17 protein-coding genes and 1 pseudogene are annotated in these 22,793 nt (G+C 36.4%); 5 read left to right on the top strand and 13 right to left on the bottom strand.

Translation table 11 applies throughout. The features are described 5' to 3' along the window. The 4 genes and pseudogenes from RRB46_RS08260 to RRB46_RS08275 all read left to right on the top strand — a co-directional run. Positions 1-518 (top strand): annotated as a pseudogene (locus tag RRB46_RS08260) (recombinase); the annotation flags it as partial. Positions 519-606: 88 nt separating this feature from the next. Then, positions 607-1,566 carry an N-6 DNA methylase gene (locus RRB46_RS08265; protein ID WP_311538169.1) on the top strand — a complete coding sequence of 320 codons (960 nt, stop codon included), beginning with the start codon at positions 607-609 and terminating at the stop codon, positions 1,564-1,566. Beyond that, positions 1,553-2,680 (top strand): restriction endonuclease subunit S, encoded by a 1,128-nt coding sequence (locus tag RRB46_RS08270; RefSeq protein WP_311538170.1) that lies wholly within the window; start codon positions 1,553-1,555, stop codon positions 2,678-2,680. The genes RRB46_RS08265 and RRB46_RS08270 overlap by 14 nt, the downstream gene beginning before the upstream one ends. Before the next feature lie 3 nt (positions 2,681-2,683). Then, entirely contained in the window at positions 2,684-5,851 is a 3,168-nt protein-coding gene (locus tag RRB46_RS08275) for an HsdR family type I site-specific deoxyribonuclease (protein ID WP_311538171.1), read from the top strand. 105 nt (positions 5,852-5,956) lie between these two features. On the opposite strand, the gene RRB46_RS08280 is transcribed toward RRB46_RS08275, so the two are convergent. The 3 genes from RRB46_RS08280 to RRB46_RS08290 all read right to left on the bottom strand — a co-directional run bounded on the left by RRB46_RS08280 (position 5,957) and on the right by RRB46_RS08290 (position 10,417). Beyond that, entirely contained in the window at positions 5,957-6,844 is an 888-nt protein-coding gene (locus tag RRB46_RS08280; RefSeq protein ID WP_311538172.1) for a hypothetical protein, read from the bottom strand. Beyond that, positions 6,837-9,281, bottom strand: a complete 2,445-nt coding sequence (locus tag RRB46_RS08285) for a hypothetical protein (RefSeq protein WP_311538173.1) — start codon at positions 9,279-9,281, stop codon at positions 6,837-6,839. Before RRB46_RS08285 ends, RRB46_RS08280 begins: the two co-directional genes overlap by 8 nt. A gap of 506 nt (positions 9,282-9,787) precedes the next feature. Then, complete coding sequence (locus RRB46_RS08290; protein ID WP_311538174.1) at positions 9,788-10,417, bottom strand: S41 family peptidase; 630 nt, start codon at positions 10,415-10,417, stop codon at positions 9,788-9,790. Positions 10,418-10,915: 498 nt separating this feature from the next. On the opposite strand from RRB46_RS08290, the gene RRB46_RS08295 reads away from it, so the two are divergent. Further along, positions 10,916-12,307: a hypothetical protein gene (locus RRB46_RS08295; protein WP_311538175.1), complete on the top strand. Its 1,392-nt coding sequence runs from the start codon at positions 10,916-10,918 to the stop codon at positions 12,305-12,307. A gap of 610 nt (positions 12,308-12,917) precedes the next feature. On the opposite strand, the gene RRB46_RS08300 is transcribed toward RRB46_RS08295, so the two are convergent. The 10 genes from RRB46_RS08300 to RRB46_RS08345 all read right to left on the bottom strand — a co-directional run bounded on the left by RRB46_RS08300 (position 12,918) and on the right by RRB46_RS08345 (position 21,736). Then, the gene (locus RRB46_RS08300) at positions 12,918-14,309 is read right to left on the bottom strand and encodes a S41 family peptidase (RefSeq protein WP_311538176.1); all 1,392 of its coding nucleotides are present in this window, start codon (positions 14,307-14,309) and stop codon (positions 12,918-12,920) included. Next, on the bottom strand, positions 14,296-14,643 hold the full coding sequence (locus tag RRB46_RS08305) for a hypothetical protein (RefSeq protein WP_311538177.1): 348 nt from the start codon (positions 14,641-14,643) through the stop codon (positions 14,296-14,298). Before RRB46_RS08305 ends, RRB46_RS08300 begins: the two co-directional genes overlap by 14 nt. 1 nt (position 14,644) lies before the next feature. Then, the gene (tsaD, locus tag RRB46_RS08310; RefSeq protein ID WP_311538178.1) at positions 14,645-15,655 is read right to left on the bottom strand and encodes a tRNA (adenosine(37)-N6)-threonylcarbamoyltransferase complex transferase subunit TsaD; all 1,011 of its coding nucleotides are present in this window, start codon (positions 15,653-15,655) and stop codon (positions 14,645-14,647) included. Then, positions 15,648-16,088, bottom strand: a complete 441-nt coding sequence (rimI, locus tag RRB46_RS08315; RefSeq protein ID WP_311538179.1) for a ribosomal protein S18-alanine N-acetyltransferase — start codon at positions 16,086-16,088, stop codon at positions 15,648-15,650. Before rimI ends, tsaD begins: the two co-directional genes overlap by 8 nt. After that, complete coding sequence (gene tsaB / locus RRB46_RS08320; protein WP_311538180.1) at positions 16,063-16,746, bottom strand: tRNA (adenosine(37)-N6)-threonylcarbamoyltransferase complex dimerization subunit type 1 TsaB; 684 nt, start codon at positions 16,744-16,746, stop codon at positions 16,063-16,065. Before tsaB ends, rimI begins: the two co-directional genes overlap by 26 nt. Beyond that, entirely contained in the window at positions 16,727-17,173 is a 447-nt protein-coding gene (gene tsaE, locus RRB46_RS08325; RefSeq protein WP_311538181.1) for a tRNA (adenosine(37)-N6)-threonylcarbamoyltransferase complex ATPase subunit type 1 TsaE, read from the bottom strand. The genes tsaB and tsaE overlap by 20 nt, the downstream gene beginning before the upstream one ends. Before the next feature lie 112 nt (positions 17,174-17,285). Further along, a complete protein-coding gene (locus tag RRB46_RS08330; protein ID WP_311538182.1) occupies positions 17,286-19,724 on the bottom strand; it encodes an ATP-dependent Clp protease ATP-binding subunit in 2,439 nt (812 codons plus the stop codon). After that, positions 19,711-20,691, bottom strand: a complete 981-nt coding sequence (locus RRB46_RS08335; RefSeq protein ID WP_311538183.1) for an ATP--guanido phosphotransferase — start codon at positions 20,689-20,691, stop codon at positions 19,711-19,713. The genes RRB46_RS08330 and RRB46_RS08335 overlap by 14 nt, the downstream gene beginning before the upstream one ends. Next, a complete protein-coding gene (locus RRB46_RS08340) occupies positions 20,688-21,272 on the bottom strand; it encodes a UvrB/UvrC motif-containing protein (protein WP_311538184.1) in 585 nt (194 codons plus the stop codon). The genes RRB46_RS08335 and RRB46_RS08340 overlap by 4 nt, the downstream gene beginning before the upstream one ends. A gap of 2 nt (positions 21,273-21,274) precedes the next feature. Continuing rightward, complete coding sequence (locus RRB46_RS08345; RefSeq protein WP_311538186.1) at positions 21,275-21,736, bottom strand: CtsR family transcriptional regulator; 462 nt, start codon at positions 21,734-21,736, stop codon at positions 21,275-21,277. Between the last annotated feature and the right edge of the window lie 1,057 nt (positions 21,737-22,793).

Below are 22,793 nucleotides of genomic sequence, written 5' to 3' on the forward strand. Positions count from 1 at the left end.
AGAAATCTCCGCTACAAGGTTTTGCAAAATGTCCAACTTGTAATCACATTCTAGGTTGTATTCAATCGAAACACAAAAGATCTGATGGAAGTCTTAGGGTACACACATATTTTACTTGTAGGATATGTAAGTGTAATAATGTAAAACACAAAAACTCAAGAGCAGGAAGCCTTGAAGAGCAAGTATTTGAAGCAATAAAAGAAAAATATGGTTTAGAAGATCCAACCAAGGATGAAAAAGTAAAAGTTAAACCTATGGAAAAATCTATCGAAGATCTTGAAGCTAAGAAAATGCAAAATTTTGAGAAGTATAAATTAGGCAAGATGAATAGACAAAAATTCATTGACTCTAAAAATTCGATAGATGAAGAAATACAAGCAATAAAAGAAAAAATACAAAAAGCAAAAGAAGAAAAAGAAGTAATAGACAACACTAAACTTACCAGAGAATTGATGGAAAAATATATAGATTCAGTATTCTGTGAAGGAAACGAAGTGTTGAACATAATATGGAAGTAGCAAAGGGAGTGAGCAATCACTCTCTTTTAAATTACATAACAATAACCTCTTTTTTGTCATAAGCTTGACATGAGAGGGTTCAGGGGGAATGTTTGTCCAAAGTATGAAATTTATTGATAGGCACCAAGGAAATAGACAAAAAGTATCCATCATAGGCCAGGAGTCAGTACCTGATACATGGAAACTTTGCAAGATGAACCTATCTATCAGAGGTATAGCCCATGACCTAGGAGATAGAAACGCCTCTACCTTCCAAAATGACCTTTTCAAAAATAGGAAGGTAGACTATATCATGGCTAACCCACCCTTCAACCTCAAAAATTGGCGAGATGAAGACGAGCTCTTAGATGACCCTAGATTTGATGGGTATCCTATGCCACCAGTATCCAATGCCAACTACGCCTGGATTCTACACATGATATCAAAATTAGACGAAATTGACGGTATAGCTGGGTTCTTACTTGCCAACGGTGCCCTAAACGCAAGTGGCGATGAAGGGAAAATCCGCAAAGAAATCCTCGAAAAAGACCTAGTAGAGGCTATCATTGTCCTACCAAGGGATATGTTTTATACAACAGACATCTCTGTCACCCTTTGGATAATAAATAAAAACAAAAAATCTAAGCTAGGCAACAATAGGACCTTAAGAAACAGACAAAACGAGGTCTTGTTCATGGACCTAAGGACCTGGGATAAAAATATAGAAACCATCCAAATAGATAAGGGTAAGAAAAAGAGAAAGGTTGCCTTCACAGACCAAGACATAAAAAAAGTCAGAGAAATCTACCAAGCTTGGCAAAGTGAGGATGCATACTACACAGACATAGCAGAACTATGTAAATCAGCCACCCTTGATGACATAAGGAAAGAAGACTACTCCCTTGCTCCAAGTAAGTATATAGATTTCATCGACCACGACCTAGATATAGACTACGAGAAAGAAATGACTAGAATCCAAGAAGAGATGCGAGACGTCCTCAAAAAAGAAAAAGAGTCTCAAAAGATGCTAGAAGAAGCCTTCAGGGGGATAGGTTATGACCTTGACTAGGTATAGACTTGGCGACTTGATTGAACAAGTAAATACTAGAAATAAAGATGTTAATAATAAATACACAGTTAGTGAAGTACGCGGTATTTCTAACAAAAAGGAATTTATTGAAACAAAAGCAAAAATGAATGGTGTTTCACTTGATAATTACAAATTAGTTAAACCAAGTGAATTTGTATATATGACAGTAACCTCAAGAAATGGGGATAAATTATCAGTCGCTTTTAATAACACAAATGAAACATACCTTGTATCTTCATCTTATATCACTTTTAAAGTTAAATCTGATAATAAAATAATAGAAGACTATTTATTTATGACTTTAAATAGAACTGAATTTGATAGATTATCGAGAATTAACTCTTGGGGGTCAGCCAGGGAAACTTTATCATGGGAGGATTTTTGTGATATAAAAATCGACCTCCCTCCCCTTGATATCCAAAAGAAATACGTCGCCATCTACAAGGCCATGTTAGCAAACCAAGCAGCCTACGAAAAGGGCTTGGAGGACTTGAAGCTTATTTGTTTTGCTCACATTGAACACATTAGAAAAAATTCAGAACTATTTCCGATTGGTAACTATATTGAACCTATAAATGAAAAAAACTCTGATGGTGCAATTAAATTAGAACAAGGAATCAATATCGAAAAAAGATTTATAAATCCACAGAGACCAAATTCAAATCTGAAGGGACGTAAAATAGTAAGAACAGGACAATTTGCCTATTGTACTCAGCTTAATAATGAAAATGTAGCAATTGCACTTAGAGAAGATGAGGATTGTGTAGTTTCGTCCGTTTATGATGTTTTTAAAATCACTAAAGAATATGAAATTCTTCCAAATTATCTTATGCTATGGTTGATACGACCAGAATTTGGAAGATATGTGTATTGGGCATCAGAAGGTAGTGCTTATGAATTTTTAAGTTATGAAAATTTGAGCAACTATTTAATACCTGTGCCACCAATTGAAGTACAAAATTCCATTGCCGACATCTACAAAGTTTACACAGAGCGCAAGGAAATAAACGAGAAACTCAAAGAAAGACTCAAGAATATCTGCCCTATCCTTATCAAGGGAGCTGTTGAGGAGGCTAAGCGAAAGGAGGCTTAAGGGATGGAAGATAAGGTTATGAATAAAAAGTTTACCGAAGCCCAGCTTGAAGAAGCTATAATTGAGCTTTTTATAGACCAAGGTTATGATTATGTGAATGGAGAAGAAATTCACAGAAAATATACAGATATACTTTTAGAAGATGATCTTAAATCATTTTTAGAAAGCAAGTATAGCAAAGATAATATTACCAGCCTTGAAATCCAAATGATTATTAACAAGCTTAAATTTATTCCATCTTTTCCTCTTTATGAGGGAAATAAAGAAGCTTTTTCTCTTATCAATAATGGTTTTGACCTCCAAAGAGAGGATAAATCCGAGCTTGCCCTACACATTTCTTATATAGATTTTGAAAATCTAGATAATAATATTTTTAAGGTGGTAAACCAGTATGAAGTTATAGATAAAAGGCAAAGAAGGCCTGATGTTTTACTCTTTATCAATGGTATACCAGTAGCCATCTTTGAGTTTAAGACTGCTATTGAAGAAGATACAACAATCTATGATGCCTGGGATCAAATTCATAAGAGGTACAGAAGGGATATACCAGCTCTTTTGAAATATAATTTTTTATCTATGATTTGTGATGGGGTTAATACTAGGCTTGCCAGCATCTTTACCCCTTATCCGTTCTACTATGCATGGAATAAAGTCAATGCTCACGAAGAAGCAAAGGACGGTATCTCTTCCCTTAATACAATGATAAAGGGTGCTTTTTCTAAGGAAAGAATTCTTGCAATCTTAAGAGATTTTATATTTTATCCTGATGATAGCAAAGAAGAAAAAGTAATAGTGTGTAGGTACCCACAGTTTTTTGCGGCTACTGAGGTTTTTGATAATATTAAAAAAGAGATGAAGCCAAATGGTTCAGGCAAGGGCGGCACTTATTTTGGGGCAACAGGTTCTGGTAAGACCTATGCTATGTTATATCTTTGCCGCTTACTTATGAATAGAAATCAAGATATTTTATCTAACCCAACCATTTTAATTATTACTGACAGGGAAGATTTGGATACCCAATCTTCAGAACTTTTTGTAACTGCCAAAAATTTCTTCCATGACGATAATGTTAGGAGTATAGAATCTAGAAAAGACCTCAAAACCACCTTAGACAACAGACCTTCAGGTGGCATATATCTAACAACTATCCAAAAATTTAGTGAAGATATAGGACTTTTGTCCCAAAGAGAAAATATTATTTGTATTTCTGATGAGGCCCACAGGACCCAAACGGGTGTAGGTTCGAAACTTATAAAAAATGAAAAAGGTGTCTTTACCAGATATGGATTTGCTAAATATTTACGAGATTCCTTTCCTAATGCGACTTATGTAGGCTTTACCGGTACGCCTATTGACGAAACAATTGCTGTGTTTGGGCCAGTTATAGACTCCTATACCATGAAGGAAGCCACAGATGATGGGATTACCGAACAGATATCCTATGAACCAAGACTTGCTAGGGTTGTTCTTTCTGATGAAAAAACCAAGGAAATTGAAAAATATTACGACCAATGTCTAGAAGAAGGGTCTAACGAAGAACAAGTTGAGGCAAGCAAGAAGGCTATGTCCCAAATGTCTGTCATTCTTGGTGATCCAGACAGGCTTAAGATGATGGCCGCTGATATAGTAGAACATTACGAAAATTTAGTAAATGAAAAACCAAAAATTGTCCAAAAGGCTATGATTGTTTGTTCCTCAAGAGAAATTGCCTTTAGACTACTTAAAGAGATTACAAAATTAAGACCAGAATGGACCGAAGCTAGAAAGGCTGATGATGAAAGTCTCCTTGATAAAAGCGAGCTTGATAAGCTTGTCAGTCTTCCAAAAATAAACTTAGTTGCTACTAGAGGCGCCAACGACGATGAAGACTTGTACGAGGCTTGTGGCACAAAAGAATACCGCAAGATGCTAGATAGGCAATTTAAAAATAATAATTCCAATTTTAAAATAGCTGTAGTGGTAGATATGTGGATTACGGGATTTGATGTACCTTCACTTGCTGTTATGTATGTAGATAAGCCTTTACAAAAGCATACCCTAATCCAAACTATTTCTAGAGTTAATAGAGTTTTTGAAGGCAAGGATGCAGGTCTTGTTGTTGATTATATAGGCATTAAGAAAAATATGTTAGAAGCACTTAAAAGATATGGTACTAATGGTGGCAATCCAATTAATGATGTCTATGCAAGTATGAGAATATTTAAAAATTATATGGATTTAATTAATAATTTATTTGTTGGTTTTAACATGAATGCCTACCTCTATGGCAAACCACTTGACAGACTGATGTGTCTTAACGAAGCAGCTGAATTTATCCAAAAAAGTAAGGATAAACTAACTAATTTCATGGGATTTTCAAAGAGGCTTAAGGCTGCCTATAACATTGTATTTCCATCAGGTTTATTGACTGATGAAGAAACAAGTCTTGCTCAATTTTATTTGGCAGTGAGATCTATTATCTTTAAACAAACCAAGGGTCATGCTCCAGATGCTGAAACCATGAATATGATAGTAGAAAAAATGGTCGCAGATGCTATCCAGTGCACTGGTGTCGAAAACATAATTGATTCCGATAAGTCTTTGGATTTATTTGGAGATGAGGCTTTAGAAGAACTTGAAAAAGTTGAACTCCCAATAACTAAATATAATGCTCTTGTATTATTATTGGAAAAAGCTATCAGAGAATATGGCCTAACCAATAAAATCAAAGCTGTAGAATTTTCTGAAAGGCTAAAAAGAGTAGTTGAAGAATACAACGATAGAGATAATCTAGCATTTGTAAATGAAGTTACAGAAGATTTTGTAAATGATCTTTCAGAAGAGCTAATAAAAATAATGAAGGATTTAGAAAAAGATAAAAAATCCTTTGAAGATATGGGCATATCTTATGAAGAAAAGGCCTTTTATGATATCTTAGTAAATATAAGAGATAAGCATAATTTCCCATATGAAGATAAAAAATGCATCATCCTAGCCCAAAAAATAAGAGAATTAGTAGACGATAAAGCCCAGTACACAGATTGGTCCAACAGAGCAGATATAAAAGCCCAACTAAACTACGACATAGTAATTCTCCTAAGCAAAAACGGCTATCCGCCTCAATGGAATGAAGAAGTATTCGAAAAGGTCATGGAACAGACTGAAAATTATAAAAAATATACAAGTGTTTAAGATAGAATGTGCACTGATAAGAAAACCTGGCATTTAAGCTAGTATCCTTCAAGGATTATGGGGCTGTGCCAGGTTTTTGTTTAATATTAAATTTTAATTATAGATTCAGCCCCAAACAATTTTACTAAGCTCTGATTTTGTAATTTCTCCAGTTTGAAACTTTTCCCGAGTATCCTCATAATTTAAATTATCTATTGATGCTTCTATTTTAAAATCCTTATTGTCTATATATTTATCTACCAATGCTTTATTAATTTTTTCAAGCACATAATTAAGCATTTTTATTTTAAATAATTTCATCTGTATTTGATTATACAATATATAGCTGTCAGAAAGTCCTTCCGTGATTAAACTCCAACCTAAACCTTTTACTAATTTAAGATTGGTATTTATATTTTTCTCTAGATGTAATTTAAAATCATATGTTGGTTCATTTTTAATTAATTCCCAAGATATAGATGTTAGATCATTTTCGCCAATTTTTTTTGCTATCTTTTTAAAATAATTTCTTTTATAACCCATTTCCTTTAAATCAAATGTAATAAAAGTACCTTCGCTTATACTTATATCATGTATCCCATCATCAAACGGCATATAATAAAATTTTTCTTTCTGGAGCACCCCTTTTACTTCATCCATTTTTAAAGCATTAACTACCTTATTAACATTCCCTTCCTCATCAATTTTTTCTATATATTCTGGTTTTATAAATATATATGACTTACCATGAACAGCCATACTATAAAGGACTCTGTCGATGATCTGTCCTAATTTATATGAAAAATTATAAGTATCTTGATTTATAAATAATTCCAAAATTTCTTTATCATTTGGTATAATTTGAAAGAAATCTATTCTGTTATTCGAATCTTTGCTTAATGAATACGAGTAACCTGTAAATAAATCAGTTAAAAATCTACTTGAATAAATATTTTTAATCGGAGTTCCGTACAACTTTTTAATTTTTCTTTTTATACTTCTCATATTATTCATTAATGCAAGACTCCCATGAATATTTAGAATGGAATTTTTCTTTTTCAGAAAGCAATGGATTTACACAAATAACCCAAAACACTTCAGAAGGATCACTTGAAAAACCTATACTCAAAAAATTAGGGCAGAATGCTTTTATTAATTTGCTATCAGTTTTTATTCTAGACCCAAACTTTACATATTCAGTTTCTATGACATTAGCTTCCATTATTGCATTTTGAACACTAAGATTCCAGCTTGTTTTTAAAATTCCTCTATTTCCGATACTAAATATAAATTTTTCTCTCTGTGATGCAAATTCAATCATCTGGGAAGCTAAGGATTTCGCTTTTTCTTCGCTTTTTTCTATATTAAATATTATTTTTGAGGCCCCCTTTACAATGCCACTCCACTGTTTATCTTTAAAAAATTCTCCCCACAATATTCCAAGTCCACCTATTTGTGCCCATTCAACAATAGGAGATGTGAACGCATAAAACGCATGTTCTATTCTATATAAATCTTTATTTTTGATAAAATCAGATCTTATATATTCCTGATATAAAAGTATCATCCTAGTAAGATTATTATAAGTCTTTTCAAATTGTTCTATATCATTATTGATAATAGATTCAACTGTATCCTCTGCTATGTGATTATAACTCTCACCTAAAAAGTCTGGATATTCTTCCCTCCTGTCCCAATTTTTTATCGCAAAATTACTTGAGCATTTAACAAGTTTATCAGGTATTTCCTTTTTATAATATAAGAATTTTTCTTTCACCAATTCTAATCTACTATCATCCCACTTATCTTCATTATCCTTATGATATTTTTTTAAACTTTTCTCAATGTCACTAGAGCATATATAAAAATATGATAACTTTGATTCATATTCATAGAATCTTGTAAATAAAATACAAGCTTCATAATACATTTGATTGTCTACAAAAAATTCTCCCAATGAATATGCATGATCAATACTTTCCCTAACTACATCAAATAGTGAATTTACATAAATAAATTCTTCATTAGTTATAAATTGTTTCATTAACCAGTCTGGGGTAAGTCGATGTCCTTCAACTTGTACCTCTGTTAATATTTTTTTATAAATTTCTATGTTCTCTCGTCCTCTAATTGCACTTATAGAATCGTATGCTTTTCCAGTATCAATGCCTTTTATTACTGACTTAAATACTTCATCAATATTAAAATTTTTAAAATACTTGCTCGATTCTACTATTATATTTAGATATAATAAAGAAATTAGTTCAACTAATCCTGCAAATATTAAGTTATCATCTGAATTAATGTTATTTACCGAATTTTGGATTGTTGTCTTTAACCAATCTATTTCTTTTATATAATAATTAGCTTCTCTATTTGCAATTGCAGATTTACAAACTGACCTTAAGGTATCAAAATAATTATACAATGTGCCAAAGTCATTCTTCTTTATCAAATAATTAATACAATTATGATTTATAGACATTAACTCATCTTCAAGCCAATAATTATCTGGTTTTTCTTTACGTCTTAGTGCAGTCTTTGAGCTTAATGCCGTTAATGCTTCTTCATAATTTATAAAATGCCACTGTTGATATACTCCTTTTCTTTTAAACCAAAATGAATCTTTAATAAGCTCATTTTTTATTAACCAGTACTGTTCCATTAGTGCTAGATTAGAACACATAAATTCAAGCACAGAGGAACTGTTCACTAATTCAGGATTACATCCATATTTTTGAATAGATTTTAACAATTCAATTTTATCTGAAGTAATCTTCATAAAGTGATTCTGATAATTAGCATCAGAAATATATATTTCTTGTTTAAGTTGTTTAGAAACCACCCTATTTAGAATGACATAAGCATCATCTGCAACTCTAAATACATCCGATAATTGATAGATCCTATTTCCCGTTATACCTAAAGAAATTACAACAAGTATTGCCCAAACTATTAACAAACTCCCTGGTAATAAGCCAACTTTGTATCCTAGTAACAATCTAGACAGGATTATTGTTCCATAAATAATAAAATTAGTGATGAAGTTTAAACCTCTAACCGTTAACCCATCATATTGAAAAGCAATCGCGATTTTCTTAGGGGCACTAGCATATCTTGTAGAGTATATATTGGAAATATTAGAAGAATACAATCCTAAAATTACTCCAGCAACACCCAACTGTCCTATTATGACATTAATCAATATTTCACTACTAATATTCTTTGTAATACCATGTTTATAAAGAATGCTATCACCAAATTCTAAAATCCCGAATAATACTATTGCCTTAATAATTCTATAACCAAACTTTTCTAAAAGAATTTTAAGAAATGAACTATATTCTTTTGATGAATGTCTCCTAGTACTAACTTTATAAATCGTCTTTTTAATTATAAAAATCAGATTAAGTATCCTCTTTCGTATATTCCAGTATAATCTTGTTTTCAAATTTTACCGCCTATTTCAAATTATATATCAATTCTTTTGTACACCGTTATTATATAGTCTATTAAATTTCTATCATTCTTGACTTCATCAAATTTATTTTATAGCTTAATCCATTTATACTAGTATAGCTATTGTAATTATAACACAAAAGGATTGATTTGGGTAATGACTATGCTTGTAGGATTTCTTCGGCATGGTTGATCCTTGCTTTGTGAAATCCCTCCTCTGCCTGCGGCATAGTTCGACGGCAGTTTACGGGATCACCCTTATCCGTTCCAGATAAAGAGTTCACCTCGAAAAGCCTCGATTAAGGGCTTCCATCAGTTCGATTCGCTCACTGTGGCCAGACCCATTAGGGACGACGCATGGGGTTGCTTCGGTCATTCTGGTCACTGATTTTGGAGATTCTTCGCTTTGGTCTAAATGACATTTGTGAAAAAGATTAATCTTGCATTTATAACAAACGAAAAATTTTCACAAGTAAAAAAGCCCCATTACTGGAGCTTTTAGTTTTTTACCATGTTTTCAATTATTTCTATAGACTGCCTATAGGCAGCGATTTCTATGTCGAGGGTGGTTGGGTTTTCTTCGTTGATTTGGCCTGTTGGGTCGTAGCCTAGGGTGTTGGTGCAGGTAAAGACTAGGCCTGAGTTTAGGAAAACTGAGTTTATTACTCCGAGGGTGATACCGTCACCTCCGGTTTTAGTTCCAACAATAGTTGCAAATTCAGTATTTTTGACAAAGTATGCAAAACCTTCTGCTGCAGAAAATACGTCTTCGTCGACTAGGAGGAAGATTTTTCCCTCATAGCCATTGTCCCTTTTGGATTCGTCTGGATTTATAGTGATTGTATCCTTGATATGAAAGGCAAAGTCCTTTATATCTTCGCCATGGTCAAGCCTTATCCCTGTAATATCAACATTTGACAGATTTTCCATGTTTAGGGTATTATCCTGGAGCAAAAGCCTAGTTTTTGGCGAATCCTTGAAAAACATGTGGTTTACAACTTGTTTTGGGTTTTTGGATAATTTTGGCATGAGAAATCTCTGCCAGTATTCGATATTGCCCCTAAGCTTATCAGCTGCATCAAAAATTTCTTTTTCAAAACCAAGATTGGCTCCAGTAACATTATCCATTATGTGCTCCTATTTTTATCATCTTCTAGTATTACTAATTATATTTATTTAATTATATCATATAATTCAGATTCTCTTTAATGTCAATTCATTTTTTGATATAGATCTAGAAAAAATCGCAATTTAGAAGTCTAACTTTTCTAATTATTTCTAGAAAAAATTTTTACTTGAATGTTTACAAATGTGGATATTTAAATTTTATTATCTAAGATTCTACATTCTGAAATATACATACCAGCTTTATCAATTAATAGACTGTATATTTAAAAAACTCAACCATTAAGTATTTCTTAATAGTTGCCCCTAACTCTTAGGAATTTCCTAATAGTTCAAAAAAATATTTACAAATATCAAAGAGCAGGCTCAAATAGTCTGCTCTTTTTATACTTCTTTACAAAAGGCCCAATTTCCCACAAATAGGCCAGCTTTTTGAGGCTTTTCTTGTTGATTTTTCCCTTAATTTCTATATAATATATCTATATGAGTAAAGGGAGTATTATGATAATTAATTTTAAGAAAACTCTAGCGACTTTTATGGCTTTTGGGCTCTTTGTAGGGCTTTGTGGCCAATCTTTTGCTAGTGATGAAAATATAGAAAACAAACAAACAAGTAGCTTATTTGAAATCCTTGCCGGTGATATGGTTGCTGATAAGGCGACTTCTGAGATTAAGGTGGATTATGCGGATGATCCTGCCTTTAAGGAGGAGTTTGATGCTAGATTCGCCCTTCTTTCTAGGATTGAAGAGGCTAGAAATATCGAAGGTCTTGATTTGACTGAATTTATCAAGCTTTTAAATACCAAGGCTGCTGATAAGGATAAGCTAAAAGCAGGGCTTGATTCTTTGAATAAGCTTATCGAGGAAAGTGGCGATAAGGTTGCTGCAGACCTTGATATTGCACCTATCAAAGCTAAGGTCAATGATTATATCCTAAAGGGTATGCTTTTCTATGCTGATAAGCTTGATAAGACTGATGTGATAAGCCTTCATGCCTATTATGAGGCAGTTGTTGGTTCACTTTATTACAAAAATGCCAATGAAGAGGGCAGGAAGTCTTATGATGAGACCCTTAAGGGAATTTATGAGACCTTGACTAAGGCTAATGAAAAAATCGAAGTCAGTGAGGATTTCACTGATGAAGAAAAGGCTAATTTTAAAGATTCTTTTGATAAGCTTGACCAAATGGTGAAGGAAAAAACTTCTAAGCCTCTTAAAAATGAGACCACATCTCTTAGAAATGGAATCTATTTAGCTAGTGCCAACGAGATGAATGTGAGCGAGAATAAAGATGGCGAAAATAAAGACGATGAGAATAAAATCAATGAAAATTCTGCCTTCTACAAGTCAGCAAAGACTGGAATTAAGGAAGCTTACGAGAAGTTATCAGCTGATCAAAGGAAAAAACTTGACCAGATGAACACCAATAACGATGACCTCCTATCAGATGACGAGCTAAAGGCAGACGGTGAATTCACCCTTCCCCTATCTGATGACCACTACTTTAAGCCATTTACAGCCAATGTAAGCGGCTCATCTAGCTCTACTGATACAAGCTCAAGCCAGTCAACTACTAGCGGGTCAAGCACAAGCCAGTCAAGCACTAGCCAAACTACCACACCTAGCACAACGACATCCACTAGTAGCCAAACACCTACAACTACCGCCCAAAGTCCAATTGGCGGCACACCAGAGACTGTCACCATAGGTGGAGCAGAAAATAAATCAGCAGACCAAACAAAAAAAGAAGACGACAAGAAAGATGCCCCAACCAATACCACATCTACATCCTATGTAAAAACAGGTATAAAGGGAATCGCCTACGTGGGAATAATCCTACTAGTAGCAATCGGCGCCTACACTCTTCTTAACAAAAACAAAGACAAGAAATAAGATCAAAGCCCGGGGTTCAAATCTCGGGCTTTTGGTGTGGGGAAATTGAATACGAGTTGTTCCAGATTTTACAAAATATCTATCTAATCGACAATCTACAATCATATGAATAATCTAGAATTATATTTTTTTCTATAGACTGTTCCAAATACAGTTCATCTTAAATATATTCAAATAAACACCAATCGATAATAATAATCAGTATTTTTAGACTCTACAAAAAAACGCCCCAACCGCTGTATTTCCGAGCAGAATGTAATGACAAGTATAAAGGCAATCGCCTACGTAGGAATAATCCTACTAGTAGCAACCAGCGCCTAGGCTCTTCTTAACAAAAACAAAGACAAAAAATAAATTCAAAGCCTGAGGATTAAACTCGGGCTTTTGTTGTGGGGAATTTAATAAGATCAATCTAATTAAGAAATAAATCATATATAAGCAGCTTTCTAGACTATAATAACCATTATAATTACAATAGATCACAATTATTTTAATTAAACTATTTAATGATAAGCTAGCAAATAAAGCTAACTAGTAAACACCAATTGATAATGATAATTAATCTTTATAATTAGCTTTTTCCATTAAAAAAGAGACCCTTTTCGGTCTCTTAGTTTTGTATTTGGCTTTCTATGCTTTGGAGGGCTTGTCTGTAGGTGCCTGTTTCTATGTCTGGGGTGGTTGGGTTTTCTTCGTTTATGGTGCCGTCTGGGGCGTAGCCTAGGGTGTTGGTATAGGTGAAGACTAGGCCTGAGTTTGGGAGGACTGAGTTGATTACTCCGAGTGTTATCCCGTCTCCTCCGGTTTGGCTGCCTACTATGGTGGCAAATTCTGTGTGTTTGATGAAGGATGCGAAGCCTTCTGCCGCTGAGAAGACGTCTTTGTCTACTAGGAGGAAGATTTTGCCTTCGTAGCCGTTGTCTTTTTTACTTTCGTCTGGGTTTATTGTTACGACGTCTTTGATGTAGTAGGTGAAGTCTTTTAGGTCTTCTGCGTGGTCTAGCTTTATGCCTGTGATGTCTACGTTTGAGAGTTTCTCTACATTTAGGGTGTCATCTGACAGGAGGATTCTGGCCTTGGCTGAGTCTTTGAAGAACATGTGGTTTATGACTTGTTTTTGCTCTGTGGCTAGCTTTGGTATGAGGAAGTTTTTCCAATATTCCATGTTGCCGCCTACGTTGTCCCTTATGTCTATGACAAGTCCCTTGTACATGTGTTTGTTTCTTAGGAATTCGTCTAGGATTTCCTCGTCTTTTTCGATTGACTTGTCATCTAGCATTTGGCTTACTTTTAGGATGGCTAGGTCGCCTTCGCTTGTTAGGCTGAGGTTGGCGGCAGTTTTTGCTTCTCCTGACTTTTTCCTGCGCACTTTGCCTGAGTTGGCCCTGGATTGGACGCCTTCTAGGTCGTACCTATTTCTGACTGCTTGTCTGTTCAAATTTATAAATTCATAATAAATTGATGGTTGATTCCAATTTTGGGAATAATAGTCGAGGGTTGTTTTTACGTAGGTCCTGTCTGCGACTTTGGCGTGGTAATTGTGGAGCTCTCCCATGATGTCTGTTATAGCGTCGATGAATTCTTGGTCATTTTCGCAAGATTTGATCCTTGCCAGATAAATATCGTGATTGTTTAGAAAATCTATCTTATATTTCCTATCTAGGACTCCAAAGAAGGGATAATTTTCCTTTAGTTCTTCAAATAAATATTCAAAGTCTTCGACCATTTCGGCCTTGGTGAGCTTTTTGGGCTCTTGTGGGGCTGGGAGTTTGAGCTTGGCCGGAGCTTTTAGGGCCTTGAACCACTTTAGGTATTTTTCTTCGTTGAATTCTGCTATTTTGTCTGGATAGAAACTTTCTGTAAGCGGGCTGATATTTTCCTGCATGTCTCTTTCTATCTTTGATTTTTCAAGGCTCGTTATCCTTCTTTTGACGCAAGATGTACTGGTTAGGCCTATTAATATGAGTAGGCAGAGTAAAATTAGCTCTTTACTTTTTCTCATCTAGGCCTCCTCTTATGACCCAATCTCTCTTGTAGATGTCAAAGAGGATGGCGATATTTCCCAAAGGATTGACTAGGGAATAGATTATTAAAAGCAGACTTAAGATGGCTAGCTTTCCTTGCTCGTTTTTTTTGATTGCTACTTGGTTTTGCCTAGTAGATAGGGTTGCTAGTCCGTAAATTATTGCCACTGGCCCAAAGATTTTCTCAAAGATTTCCTTATAATAGATCCCAAAGCCAAGTATGCCTAAACCGGCTAGGACCCAGATTAGGCTTGAAATTTTGTTTAGTTTATTATATTTTTTTAATGACGAATTTTTCTTTCTTCTTTTCATATCATAATTCTAGGTTAGGATAGACTTTCATGAAGTTGTCATCCCTTATACCTGCCTGGTAGTCCAGATAGCCTGCCATGGCAATCATGGCTGCATTGTCTGTACATAGGATTGGTTCTGGATGATAAAAACCTATATTTCTCTTGCCTAGTTCTTCTTCAAATCTCTCTTTCAATCTAGAATTGGCTGCTACTCCTCCTGATATGGCGAAGTTTTTGTAGCCTGTTTCTTCTAAAAGTCTTAGAGACTTGGCGACTAGGACATCTACTACTGCTTCTTGGAAGCTTGCTGCAAGGTCTGCCTTGTTGACCTCTCTTCCCTTTTGCTCTTCTTGGTTGGCGTAGTTTAGGACTGCTGTCTTTAGGCCTGAGAAGGAGAAGTCATAGGAGTCTTTTTCTAGCATGACCCTTGGAAAATCAATGGCTGCCCCGTTGCCTTCCTTAGCTAATTTGTCAATTTTTGGGCCGCCTGGATAGCCTAGGCCAATCTTTCTTGCTATCTTGTCGTAGGATTCGCCGGCTGCATCATCTCTTGTGGTACCGACTACTTCTATGTCTGTGTAGTCTTTTACCTTGCAAAGGTAGGTGTGGCCGCCTGATACGACTAGGCAGATGAAAGGTGGCTTAAGGTCTGGGTTTGAAAGATAGTTGGCGCAGATGTGACCCTTCATGTGGTTGGCTCCTACAAGGGGTGCACCAGTGGCTAGGGCTAGGGCCTTGGCTGCTGATATTCCAACAAGAAGGGACCCTATTAGGCCTGGGCCCTTGGTTACTGTAATAAGATCTATATCATCATAGCTAAGTGCCGCATCTTTTAGGGCCTTTTCTATGAGGGGATTGATGGCTTCTAGGTGCTTCCTAGAGGCAATCTCCGGCACAACCCCACCAAAGAGCGCATGGATATCTATCTGGCTTGAGATGAGGTTGGTTAATAATTCTCTTTCGTTTTTTAGGATGGCTACAGAGGAATCATCGCAAGATGTCTCTATGGCCAAGGTATAAAAATCACTCATGTATCTTCCTTATCATGTTGTAGGCATCTTCGCCTGTCTTTTGGTAGTAATTTTTTCTGATTTTTTGGCTAACAAAGCCGAATTTATTGTAAAGTTTGATGGCGGCAGTATTTTTGGTAGAAACTTCTAACCAAATCTCATTTACATTACTCGCCTCGCTTCTTTTTATAATATCGTCTAAAAGGATTGAACCAATGCCCTCTGATCTGAAATCCTTATCTACCGCTATGGTGAAGATTTCAACCACATCGAGGATATGGCTTATTATGTAAAAGCCAACAACCTCCCCATCCTTTTCATAGACTATGTGTTTTAGAAATGAGTTGTCTTCAAATTCTTTAAGGAGCTGTTTCTTGGTCCATGGCTCAAAAAAGGATTCATTTTCTATTTGATAAACCTTATCTGTATCATTTACAGTCATTTCTCTTATCATTTTTCAAAAATTCCCTTTCCGCCTGGCTTTTTCTGAGGTAATTAGGACTAATCTCAAAAAGAGGTCTTGGCTTATATTCACCAGTCTGGGCCAGCCTTATAAGGCCACCACCAATACAGGTATTAAGGTTGATTGGAGCCTTAACTGCCCTTTCAAATTTATCAAAATATTTATCATTAAGAAGGCCAATGAGCTCTACTTCAAGGCCCTTTTCATTTACAAGCCTTGCAAAATCATCGATTTCGTAGAGGTCTTCCTTGATGATCTCATTAAGATTTTCATCAAAAAGACCCGCATAAACCCTGGTAGACCTGGCATCTATCATTGGTGCCCTAAATTTATTTGAACTAGAGCCTGCTGCCATGGCCCTTAGGGTAGAAATGGTAAGTAGGTCCTTATTTTCCACCTGGGCTAGGGTCTTGGCAATGGTCATCCCTATCCTAAGGCCTGTAAAAGAGCCTGGACCCTGGGCAATGATAAAGGTGTCGATGTCAGAAACCTTCATACCAAGCAGGTCAAGAAGGGTCTCAATCATTGGTACCAAGCTTTCTGAGTGGGTCTTTAGTTGGTTGACATTAAAGTCTCCCAAGATTTCCTTCTCATCTGCTATAGTCACAGTTGAAATCATTGTAGATGTATCAATTGCTAAGTAATTCATTAATCTTCCTCGCCCTTTCTGTCGAATCAGCTATCCTTATCTCTCTCCTGTTTTCATCAAGTTTATTAATCTCAATATCAATCATATCATCTGGCAGGTATCCGCTTACATTTTCTGCCCATTCTAGGAAGGTGATGGCGCCTTCTGGATAAAAATAAGTCTCAAAATCTATATCAAGAATCTCATCAGGGTCCTCAAACCTGTAGAGGTCTAGGTGGTAAACTGTCCTATCGCCTTCATAAATATTGACCAAGGCAAAGGTTGGTGATGAGGTATCGTAGATCCCGTAATTCTTGCAAATGGCTGTAACTAGGGTGGTCTTGCCTGCTCCCATATCAGCCTTCAAATTTATAACATCCCCATCCTCAAGGATTGGGGCAAGCTTATCTGCAAATTTCTTTAATTCTTCTAAGTTATTAATAATCATAAAAGCCTCTCATTCTTATTATTATACCACAAGTAGGGCCCATAACTAAAGGATTTGGCCCCTATATTGGCAAAATAAAAGCAGATCCTAAAGATTAGGTCTGCTCTTGTTCTTATTTAACCCCTAAGGCCTCTTTTTTGATTTTTTCTGCGACCTTGGTCTTGCTTATATTTATAAAGACTAGGGAGCCGTTTCTGACTGATATTCTGATTGTCATGTCCTTATCTAGCTTATTATCTAGGATATCTTCTGCTAGCCTATCGTCAATCATCTTTGTGATGTGGCGTTCTAGAGGTCTTGCTCCGTATTCGCTGTTAAAGCCCTCCTTGGCTAGAAGGTCGACTAATTTGTCATCATAGACTATTTCTATGCCGATTTCCCTAAGCCTTGCCCTGGTTTTTTCTAGCATGAGGCCTGTGATTTCCTTGATGTCCTTCTTACCTAGGGCGTTGAACATGATTACTTCATCTAGCCTATTTAAAAACTCTGGGGCAAAGGAATCTTTGATAGCCTGGCCAATTACTTCCTTGGCCTTTTCATTGTCAGCTGCCTCTTCATCTTCTGCTAGACTAAAGCCTATGGATGTGGACTTGTTAAGGCTTGCTACACCGACATTTGAGGTCATTATTATGATTGTGTTTTTGAAATCTACTGTCCTGCCTTGGCCGTCTGTGAGCCTTCCGTCATCTAGAATTTGGAGGAGGAGGTTGAAGACATCTGGGTGGGCCTTTTCGATTTCATCAAAGAGGATTACTGAGTATGGGTGGGTCCTGACTGCTTCTGTAAGCTGGCCGCCTTCCTCATAACCCACATAGCCTGGAGGAGATCCCACTAGTCTTGAGACTGCGAATTTCTCCATATATTCACTCATGTCCATCCTGATTAGGTTTTCTTCTGAACCGAAGAGCTCCTTGGCTAGGCTTTTGGCTAGGTAGGTTTTGCCTACACCAGTTGGACCTACAAAGATGAAGGACCCTATTGGTTTGTTTGGATTTTTAAGCCCGACTCTTGCCCTTTTTATGGCGTGGGCTACAGATTCTATGGCTTCATTTTGGCCGATGACTGTGCCTGCTAGATTTGTATCAAGCTTTGCATATTTGGCCTTTTCATCTTCTGTTAGCCTTTCTACTGGGACTTTGGACCAGCTAGCGACTATATTTGCTATATCTTCATATCCTATAGCTAGGGCCTCTGAGACTTCTTCTTCCTCTTTATTTTCTAGGTCGAATTTCTTTTGGTTGATTATATCACGAAGCTTGGCTGCCTTTTCAAAATCTTGGTCAGCTACTGCTTGGTCTTTCTGATTTTTCAAATCTTCTAGGGTATCTTCTGGGTCTTCCTTTTCAGGATTTTCCTTAAAGGCTGCAATTCTCACCTTAGAGCTTGCCTCATCTATGAGGTCGATGGCCTTATCTGGGAGGAACCTATCTGTAATATACCTATCTGATAGGTCAACTGCCGCATCTACTGCCGCATCTGTGATTTTGACATCGTGGTGGTCTTCGTATTTATCCTTTAGACCATGTATTATCTTCTTGGCATCTTCCACGCTTGGCTCATCGACTTGGATTGGCTGCATACGACGGGTGAGGGCTGAATCCTTTTCGACGTGTTTTCTGTATTCATCGATGGTTGTAGCCCCTATTATCTGGATATCGCCCTTGGCAAGGATTGGCTTTAGGATATTGGCTGCATCCATTGATCCTTCCGCAGCTCCTGCCCCAAGAACCATGTGAAACTCATCTATGAAAAGAATGAGATTGTCAGCTTGGGCGGCTTCTTCAAAGAGCTTTTTAAGCCTTTCTTCAAAGTCTCCCCTGTATTTGGTGCCTGCAATCATGCTTGCCATATCAAGGGATAGGATTGTCTTGCCCTTCATGATGGCTGGAAGCTTGCCTTCGACAATTTGGGCTGCTAGGCCTTCTGCGATGGCTGTTTTTCCTACACCTGGTTCGCCGATTAGGATTGGGTTGTTTTTTGTCCTTCTCATCAGGATTTGGACGATTCTTTTTATTTCTTCATCCCTACCTATAACCGGGTCAATCCTGCCATTTTCTGCCATTTCGTTGAGACTGGTGGTAAATTTAGTTATATTTTCGCTAAAGGCTGCCTTTGATTTTTCGCCTTGCTTGGCCTGTTTGCTTAAATCCCTTAGGTTTTTCTTGATTTCTTCCTTGTCCACTCCAGATAGGAGGAACATGATATTGGTGAAGGAATCTTCATCATTTAGGATAGCTAGGAGGACATCCTCCTCGCTTGTGGTCAAATCCCTTCTTTGCTTGGCGTAAAACCTCGCAGTTTCCAAGGTTTTTCTTACCTTCTTGCTATATTCTGTGGCTGGCCTTATGGCTGTGCCCTTGCCTATATTATTTATGACTATTGAGCGAAGCAGGTCGTAATTAGCGCCAGCCGCCTCAAGGGCCTTATTGGCATTCGAACCTGTCTTCATTAGGGCAAGCAAGAGGTGTTCAGTGCCTATATAATCATGGTTTAGGCCGTAAGACTCACGTCTTGCTTGCTGGGTAAGTCTATTAAGTCTATTGTTTTCCATAATGCTCTCCCATATATTTCTTGATAAAATCTGACCTTGCCTGGTCGAAATTATCCTTGTATTTATGACTATTTATATTTCTTAGCAAATAATCGATCTGGTCATTGTCAAAAGATGTCTCATAGTCCAAAATCCTATATTTCTTAAGGTCATAGAGATTTTGGGCTAGATTTTCCCTTGAATCTACCAAATTATTTGCTAGTTGGTTTTCAATTATTTTTATTTCTTCTCTTACTTTTCTATCGTCTATGTTGTTTAAAACCTTGTAATCTCTTCTAAATCTTCTCTCATTTTTGACAATAGTCGCCAGGTCATTTTCCACACTTGCTAGATATGAATAGACATCTTCCCTATAATTGCCATAATTTTTGAGCAGATAGACCTTATCTGCGTAGGACTTTAGGCCCTTAGGGATGTAATGTCTTGGAAACATGCCGGCGTATACCATGGCTTGCTTGAAACCAAAGTAAGTCTTTGAATTGTCAATCAATCCGAAAAGGAAGGCCTTGAGCGCTATTTCTAGACCATTTCCAGAATTTCTCGCCCCACTGGTAAGGTAACCATATTCACCAGAAAAGGCGAAATCCAAGTGGTCATCAAGGACCTTTTCAATCTCACTTGCCCTCATATAGGCTGAGTTAAGATCCAAGTCAAAGCCTGAAATGTTTATAGAAAGATGGTCTCTGTCATTAATAACCAGGGTCGTATCCCCCTCAAAAACTAGGCCTATTTGGGCAAGCTTGTCTGTAGCATCCTCGCTTAAAATCATCTGGTCAATTAAGCTATCGATTGTTTCATCGTCAAGATCAGATAGGAGAAGGAGCTTGTCATCAAAGATATTTTTAAATATATCAAGTATAACCAGGCTCTCATCATAGGTCATAGTTGTTGGAAAATCATAACCTTTGAGGTTTCTCCTTAGAGAAAGATTGGAAGAAATTATTATATCCTTGCTAAATTCTTTCAATTTTTCACCTTCATATTTAGTTGTTCAATTTCTTCTTTTATATTAGCTGCAAGCTCGTAATCCTCTGTTTCAACAGATTCAGCAAGCTTTTGGGAAAGGTCTTTAATCCTTTGGGCGACCTGCCTAAATTCTCTTTCTGCCTTTGGGAAGCGGCCCTTGTATTCTGATAAATTATTGTAGGTCTTAAGGACCTTTTCAGTTAAATTTTTATTCAGATTATAGCAATGAGGGCAACCAAAGATTCCCTCCCTGATATTTGACTCAAGATTGCCACAATAAGGGCAGGACTTGTCATCAAGGTTCATAATATATTCTAAATCTTTGTTATTTTGATTAAATTTATATTCATAATAAGAATTAATCACTTCATCAAGGCTAGGGACGAAATTTTTGATAAGGCCTTCAAGAGCCTTGGGATCAAAATTAAGATTTTCAGCAGGAATCTGGCTAACATCCTCATCCTTAGGAAGCTTGGCGTATTTTTTGACGCAATCCTGGCAGAGGTGGATGTCATGACTATTGCCATTAAAAATCACCTTAAGGCTTACAGTCGCATCTTTTCCGCATTTATCACATTTCATAATTAACTCCTCGCTAGTATACTTAGAAGAAGGCTTCTTACAATACTTGTTCTAACTTTATTTCTACCCCTTGGCTCGATATCGGCCAAAGATTTATCGCTAGTGGCATATTTTGCCATCAAAAGTTCATTTTCAGTCAAATACTCCCTCTCAAAAAGATCATCAAACAAGCTATAAGCATTGGATTGACTCATTTCCTTCTTGAGATTCTTTGACAAATAACTTATATAATCATCCTCTTCGACAATGGTAATAATTTTGATAAAACCATTACCACCACGCTTACTTTCGATAAGATAGCCATTGTAAGGGGTAAATCTAGTAGATAAGACATAGTTAATCTGACTAGGCGAGCAATCAAACCTGCTTGCCAAGTCATTTCGCCCAATCTCAAGAGCCCCATCGACGCTATCTTCAAGCATGAGTTTCAAAAATCTTTCAATCTGATTAGTAAGACCTGCCATAAAATCACCTTCAATCTTTCTAATATTCTATAATAAAATCTTAATCATGGCTAAATTAAGATTCTAGTAAAGGTCAAAAGATACTGACTATCCCTGACCATCATCTGTTAAATAAAAGAAGCACTTGCTTCTTAGGTAAATTATACTAGATAAGTAGGAATTTACAATTTTTTATCCAAGATAAAAATATTTTAGGGGGCTTGGCCCCCTAATAATCCCCTTTTTTATTATACAATATCATATTATTATTAACTGTTGTCCTTCGTAACTTATTCTCAAAATAAATTATTATTATAAACATATCCCTTCGTACAAAGGGGGAGGCCCAGGGACCCTTTCGCATGGGTCCCCATCGGCCTCCCCCTTACACCCCCACTCCGTTACCCCCCGCAAGCGACTCTTGCAGAGGGCAAATTGAAGATTGCCTCTGGCAATCTTCTTTGTTAGACCTGACTGCAATTCATCCTGGAGCAAAATCTATTATTTCAAATCTCGTCAGCTAAAAATTTAGATTCGCTTCACTTCGTTTCGCTCAACAAAATTTTCTTAACGCTTCCTCGATTTAAAATAATTGACAATTTTAATTATGTATGTCTTATTACCTTCTTCCTTAGCTGCACTTATTGCAATGTTTTCCAGAGGAAAACGAGCTTTAGAACTAATTAGACGTTAATATTCTCTCAGAAAACAGAATAACTATCCCAAGGTCGGGAGATTTAAAATAAAAAGTACCCGTAAAGAAAATCACACTGACAACTACATTTAAATAAAAATATTGTAACTACTAAGACGACTAGTAACAACCAAAAGCCCAGTTAGGCTAGATTGTGATTTTTAGGGGGCTTTTGATTTTAAATCAGTAAAGACAAGGCCACCTAAATACGAAGTAATCCACCATACTAAAGAAGATTTTTGAAAAAAATCTTCCTGTTTCGCACTCCGCCTAAGGAGCAGAGGGGGTGAGGGAAATGGGGGTGTAAGGGGGAAAGCTGGAGGGGGCCTCTGCCGCCCCCTTAGCGTTCCCCCTTATTACGAAGATTCAATAGTATATAATAAT

Origin of the sequence: uncultured Anaerococcus sp. (genome assembly GCF_963512375.1) — a bacterium.
Classification (GTDB): domain Bacteria; phylum Bacillota; class Clostridia; order Tissierellales; family Peptoniphilaceae; genus Anaerococcus.

What these genes read in the sequence shown, in the direction of transcription:
- RRB46_RS08265 (WP_311538169.1), top strand. Translation starts at nt 607, where the DNA reads ATGTTTGTCCAAAGTATGAAATTTATTGATAGGCACCAAGGAAATAGA.
- RRB46_RS08270 (WP_311538170.1), top strand. Translation starts at nt 1,553, where the DNA reads ATGACCTTGACTAGGTATAGACTTGGCGACTTGATTGAACAAGTAAAT.
- RRB46_RS08275 (WP_311538171.1), top strand. Translation starts at nt 2,684, where the DNA reads ATGGAAGATAAGGTTATGAATAAAAAGTTTACCGAAGCCCAGCTTGAA.
- RRB46_RS08280 (WP_311538172.1), bottom strand. Translation starts at nt 6,844, where the DNA reads ATGAATAATATGAGAAGTATAAAAAGAAAAATTAAAAAGTTGTACGGA.
- RRB46_RS08290 (WP_311538174.1), bottom strand. Translation starts at nt 10,417, where the DNA reads ATGGATAATGTTACTGGAGCCAATCTTGGTTTTGAAAAAGAAATTTTT.
- RRB46_RS08295 (WP_311538175.1), top strand. Translation starts at nt 10,916, where the DNA reads ATGATAATTAATTTTAAGAAAACTCTAGCGACTTTTATGGCTTTTGGG.
- RRB46_RS08300 (WP_311538176.1), bottom strand. Translation starts at nt 14,309, where the DNA reads ATGAGAAAAAGTAAAGAGCTAATTTTACTCTGCCTACTCATATTAATA.
- RRB46_RS08305 (WP_311538177.1), bottom strand. Translation starts at nt 14,643, where the DNA reads ATGAAAAGAAGAAAGAAAAATTCGTCATTAAAAAAATATAATAAACTA.
- tsaD (WP_311538178.1), bottom strand. Translation starts at nt 15,655, where the DNA reads ATGAGTGATTTTTATACCTTGGCCATAGAGACATCTTGCGATGATTCC.
- rimI (WP_311538179.1), bottom strand. Translation starts at nt 16,088, where the DNA reads ATGATAAGAGAAATGACTGTAAATGATACAGATAAGGTTTATCAAATA.
- tsaB (WP_311538180.1), bottom strand. Translation starts at nt 16,746, where the DNA reads ATGAATTACTTAGCAATTGATACATCTACAATGATTTCAACTGTGACT.
- tsaE (WP_311538181.1), bottom strand. Translation starts at nt 17,173, where the DNA reads ATGATTATTAATAACTTAGAAGAATTAAAGAAATTTGCAGATAAGCTT.
- RRB46_RS08330 (WP_311538182.1), bottom strand. Translation starts at nt 19,724, where the DNA reads ATGGAAAACAATAGACTTAATAGACTTACCCAGCAAGCAAGACGTGAG.
- RRB46_RS08340 (WP_311538184.1), bottom strand. Translation starts at nt 21,272, where the DNA reads ATGAAATGTGATAAATGCGGAAAAGATGCGACTGTAAGCCTTAAGGTG.
- RRB46_RS08345 (WP_311538186.1), bottom strand. Translation starts at nt 21,736, where the DNA reads ATGGCAGGTCTTACTAATCAGATTGAAAGATTTTTGAAACTCATGCTT.